This is a genomic window from Pseudomonas sp. NPDC088429, assembly GCF_044753305.1.
Taxonomy (GTDB): domain Bacteria; phylum Pseudomonadota; class Gammaproteobacteria; order Pseudomonadales; family Pseudomonadaceae; genus Aquipseudomonas; species Aquipseudomonas rustica.
In genome coordinates, this window is sequence record NZ_JBIVMX010000130.1 from 1 (window position 1) to 4,049 (window position 4,049).

The 4,049-nt window shown below is 59.9% G+C and carries 5 protein-coding genes; all 5 read right to left on the minus strand.

Annotated elements, in window-relative coordinates:
* The coding region (gene ccoN / locus ACIP66_RS28215; RefSeq protein WP_400652526.1) for a cytochrome-c oxidase, cbb3-type subunit I at positions 1-1,220 on the minus strand (1,220 nt) is incomplete at its 3' end.
* A gap of 625 nt (positions 1,221-1,845) precedes the next feature.
* On the minus strand, positions 1,846-2,799 hold the full coding sequence (ccoP, locus tag ACIP66_RS28220; protein WP_400652518.1) for a cytochrome-c oxidase, cbb3-type subunit III: 954 nt from the start codon (positions 2,797-2,799) through the stop codon (positions 1,846-1,848).
* Complete coding sequence (locus ACIP66_RS28225) at positions 2,796-3,011, minus strand: cbb3-type cytochrome c oxidase subunit 3 (RefSeq protein WP_053118838.1); 216 nt, start codon at positions 3,009-3,011, stop codon at positions 2,796-2,798. Before ACIP66_RS28225 ends, ccoP begins: the two co-directional genes overlap by 4 nt.
* A gap of 5 nt (positions 3,012-3,016) precedes the next feature.
* Positions 3,017-3,625, minus strand: coding sequence for a cytochrome-c oxidase, cbb3-type subunit II (gene ccoO / locus ACIP66_RS28230; RefSeq protein WP_400652521.1), 609 nt, complete (start codon positions 3,623-3,625; stop codon positions 3,017-3,019).
* Positions 3,625-4,049, minus strand: a 425-nt coding sequence (locus tag ACIP66_RS28235) for a cbb3-type cytochrome c oxidase subunit I (RefSeq protein WP_400652524.1), incomplete at its 5' end; no start/stop codon positions are given. The genes ccoO and ACIP66_RS28235, both read right to left, overlap by 1 nt.

Below are 4,049 nucleotides of genomic sequence, written 5' to 3' on the forward strand. Positions count from 1 at the left end.
TTGTAAGCCATCAGGAACATGCCGCTGAGGAAGATCGCCCCGCCAATCAGCCGCACGACGAAGCCTGGGTGGCTGGCCACCAGGGTTTCGACGAAGGAGTAGGTGAGCGTGCCGTCCTCGTTGACTGCGCGCCACATCAGGCCCTGAGCGATGCCGTTGACCCACATCGAGGCGATGTACAGCACGGTGCCGATGGTCGCGAGCCAGAAGTGCGCGTTGATCAGGCCGATGCTGTGCATCTGCGCTTTGCCGAAGATTTTCGGGATCATGTGGTACAGCGCGCCGATGGAAATCATCGCTACCCAACCGAGGGCGCCGGCGTGGACGTGGCCGATGGTCCAGTCGGTGTAGTGGGAGAGGGCGTTGACCGTTTTGATGGCCATCATCGGACCTTCGAAGGTCGACATGCCGTAGAACGCCAGCGACACCACGAGGAAACGCAGGATCGGATCGCTGCGCAACTTATGCCAGGCGCCCGAGAGGGTCATCATGCCGTTGATCATGCCGCCCCAGCTCGGTGCCAGCAGAATCAGCGACATCACCATGCCCAGCGACTGTGCCCAGTCCGGCAGCGCGGTGTAGTGCAAGTGGTGCGGGCCGGCCCAGATGTACAGGGTGATCAGTGCCCAGAAGTGCACGATCGACAAACGATACGAGTAGATCGGACGTTCGGCCTGTTTCGGCACGAAGTAGTACATCATCCCGAGGAAGCCGGTGGTCAGGAAGAAACCTACGGCGTTGTGGCCGTACCACCACTGGATCATCGCGTCGGTCGCGCCGGAGTAGGCGGAGTAGGACTTGAACAGGTTCACCGGCAGGGAAGCGTGGTTGACGATGTGCAGCATCGCCGTGACGACGATGAACGCGCCGTAGAACCAGTTACCCACATAGATGTGCTTGGTTTTGCGCTTGGTGATGGTGCCGAAGAACACCAGACCGTAGGTGACCCAGACAATGGCCAGCAAAATGGCGATCGGCCATTCCAGTTCCGCGTATTCCTTGGTGGTGGTGTAACCCAGCGGCAAGGTAATGATCGCGCCGACAATGACCGCTTGCCATCCCCAGAAGGTGAAGGCCGCGAGGCTGTCGGAAATCAGTCGCGTCTGGCAGGTTCGCTGCACGACATAGTAGGAACTGGCAAACACTGCACAACCACCGAACGCGACAATCACCAGGTTTGTGTGCAACGGGCGCAGGCGGCCATAGCGCGTCCACGGCAGACCGAAGTTCTACTCCGGCCAAACCAGTTGCGAGGCGATGACGACACCGCGCCCCATGCCAAGGATCCCCCAGACCACCGTCATGATGGCGAACTGGCGGACTACCTTATAGTTATAAGCAGTCGGACTGATTGCTGTGCTCATTCTAAGGTTCCACGGTTTGGGTGTTTTATTAGGATTAAAATCGGCCGCAAGTATGCAGAGAGCAGGGGGTCATTGCAACGCGCCATGACCTGGGTCAATGCTTTCCAACGCTGATTCTGCGGCCTTTCCATGCGCCGCGTAAGGACAAAAATGCCCTTGAAAAAAAAGTCGCTGCGGATGAAAAAAGCGAGGGGTTCAGGTCGCTTGTAACGAGGTGTGTTCAAACGGCCGGTTTGGGTGACGAATGGCAATCGGCGCGACAGCCGGTATCTACTGGCCTTTGCGGCGAATCTGTCAGCCAATTCATCGAACACAACGCTCAGGATCGACCTGCAACCGGCATGAGCCAGTCCGCATCGAGCAAGCTTAGACCCGAATTCGGGGAACCGAAAGGCGAGGCTGTTAAGGGGTGCGACAATGCGTCGCAAAGGGGTGGGAAACTGCCGCACGGAGAATCGTGCGGCAGAGGTGTACGCAATGCTTACTTCTGGTTGTCTTCAGTAATCAGTTTTTCTGTGTTCAATCCGTGGCTGAGGCTGTACACATAAGCAGCCAGCAATTGCACTTTATCGTTGCCCAGCAGCTCGTTTTGCGCCGGCATGTGACCCTGACGTCCATGGCGAATGGTCTGCTCGAGTTGGGTCAGGCTGGTGCCATAGATAAACCCGGCCGGGTGCGTCAGATTCGGCGCGCCCATGGCTTCGGTACCTTGGCCGGTCGCCCCATGACAGGCTACGCAGGTGGTGCTGAACGCCTGCTGGCCCGCTTGCAGGTCAGCCTTGCTGTCGGCGGGCAACGGCAATTTGGCCAGATCATGACGCACATACGCGGCCACGTTCTTCACCCCGGCCTCGCCCAACACTTCGCCCCACGCCGGCATCGCCGCGACCCGGCCACCCATGATGGTGGTCTTGATGGTCTCGGCGTCGCCGCCCCAACGCCAGTCGCTGTCGGCGAGGTTAGGGAAACCGAATGCGCCCTTGGCGTCGGAGCCGTGGCACACCGAGCAGTTGGAAGCGAAGAGGCGGCCACCCATTTTCAGCGCCTGCGGATCCTTCGCCACTTCTTCCACCGGCATGGCAGCGAACCTGGCGAAGATCGGCCCGAACTTGGCGTCAGCCTTGCTCATTTCCTTTTCCCACTCGTGAACGCCGGTCCAGCCGTCCTCGTAACCCGGGAGGATGCCTTTCCAGTTGCCCAGACCCGGATACAGAATCAAATAGCCCACGGCAAACACCAGCGTGCCGGCGAAGAGCATGAACCACCACTGCGGCAGCGGGTTGTCGTACTCCTCGATGCCGTCGAAGCTGTGGCCCATGGTCTGGTCGACGCTGCCCTTGGTCTCGCCCCGACGGGTGCCGATCAGCAACCACGTCAGGCCGATCAGGCTGCCGATGGTCAGTACGCAGATCCACGTACTCCAGAAGGTGGTCATGGCCGGGTACTCCTTGGTTCAGGTGCTTGGGTTGTTTCAAATGCCGGGGTCGTTTCGGGCTGTGGCTCGTCGGCGAACGGCAGCAGACGTGCTTCGGCGAACTCCGGGGTGCGCTTGCGGTTGAACACCCACAAGGTCAAGCCGACGAACGCTACAAACACGACAACGGTGCCTAAACCACGGATCAGCCCTGCGCTCATTTCAAAGACCATCGTGCTCACCTCTTGCTCTTGATCGCAGTGCCAAGCACTTGCAGGTAGGCGACGAGCGCGTCCATTTCGGTCTTGCCCTTGAGGCTGGCCACCGCGCCGGCGATGTCTTCGTCGGTGTAAGGAACGCCGAGCGTGCGCAAGACTTTGATCTTGGTTTCGGTGTGGCTGCTGTCGACCGCTTGCGTGACCAGCCATGGGTACGCCGGCATTTTCGACTCAGGCACCACGTTGCGCGGGTTGTACAAGTGCGCGCGGTGCCAGTCATCGGAGTAACGCGCGCCGACACGGGCCAGATCCGGGCCGGTACGTTTGGAACCCCACAGGAACGGGTGATCCCAGACGCTTTCACCGGCAACCGAGTAGTGGCCATAGCGTTCGGTTTCAGCGCGGAACGGACGGATCATCTGCGAGTGGCAGCCGACGCAACCTTCACGGATATAGATGTCGCGGCCTTCCAGTTGCAGCGCGGTGTAAGGCTTCATGCCTTCGACCGGTTTATTGGTGACGTCCTGGAAGAACAGCGGGACGATCTGGGTCAGGCCGCCGATGCTCACGGCGATGACCATGAAGAAGGCCAGCAGGCCAATATTCTTCTCGACAGCTTCATGCTTCATCAGTGAGCTCCAACGACAGCGATCTGGGCGGCGGCTTCAGCTTCAACAGCGTTCGAGGCACGCACGGTGCGCCATACGTTGTAAGCCATCAGGAACATGCCGCTGGCGAAGAAAGCACCGCCCAAGGCACGCACGATGTAACCCGGGTGGCTGGCTTGCAGCGCTTCAACGAACGAGTAGGTGAGGGTGCCGTCATCGTTGATTGCACGCCACATCAGGCCCTGAGTGATGCCGTTGACCCACATCGAAGCGATGTACAGCACGGTGCCGATGGTCGCGAGCCAGAAGTGCGCGTTGATCAGGCCGACACTGTGCATCTGCGCGCGACCGAACAGTTTCGGGATCATGTGGTAGATCGCGCCGATCGAGATCATCGCCACCCAGCCAAGAGCGCCGGCGTGTACGTGGCCGATGGTCCAGTCGG

What these genes read in the sequence shown, in the direction of transcription:
- ccoP (WP_400652518.1), bottom strand. Translation starts at nt 2,799, where the DNA reads ATGACCACCTTCTGGAGTACGTGGATCTGCGTACTGACCATCGGCAGC.
- ACIP66_RS28225 (WP_053118838.1), bottom strand. Translation starts at nt 3,011, where the DNA reads ATGGTCTTTGAAATGAGCGCAGGGCTGATCCGTGGTTTAGGCACCGTT.
- ccoO (WP_400652521.1), bottom strand. Translation starts at nt 3,625, where the DNA reads ATGAAGCATGAAGCTGTCGAGAAGAATATTGGCCTGCTGGCCTTCTTC.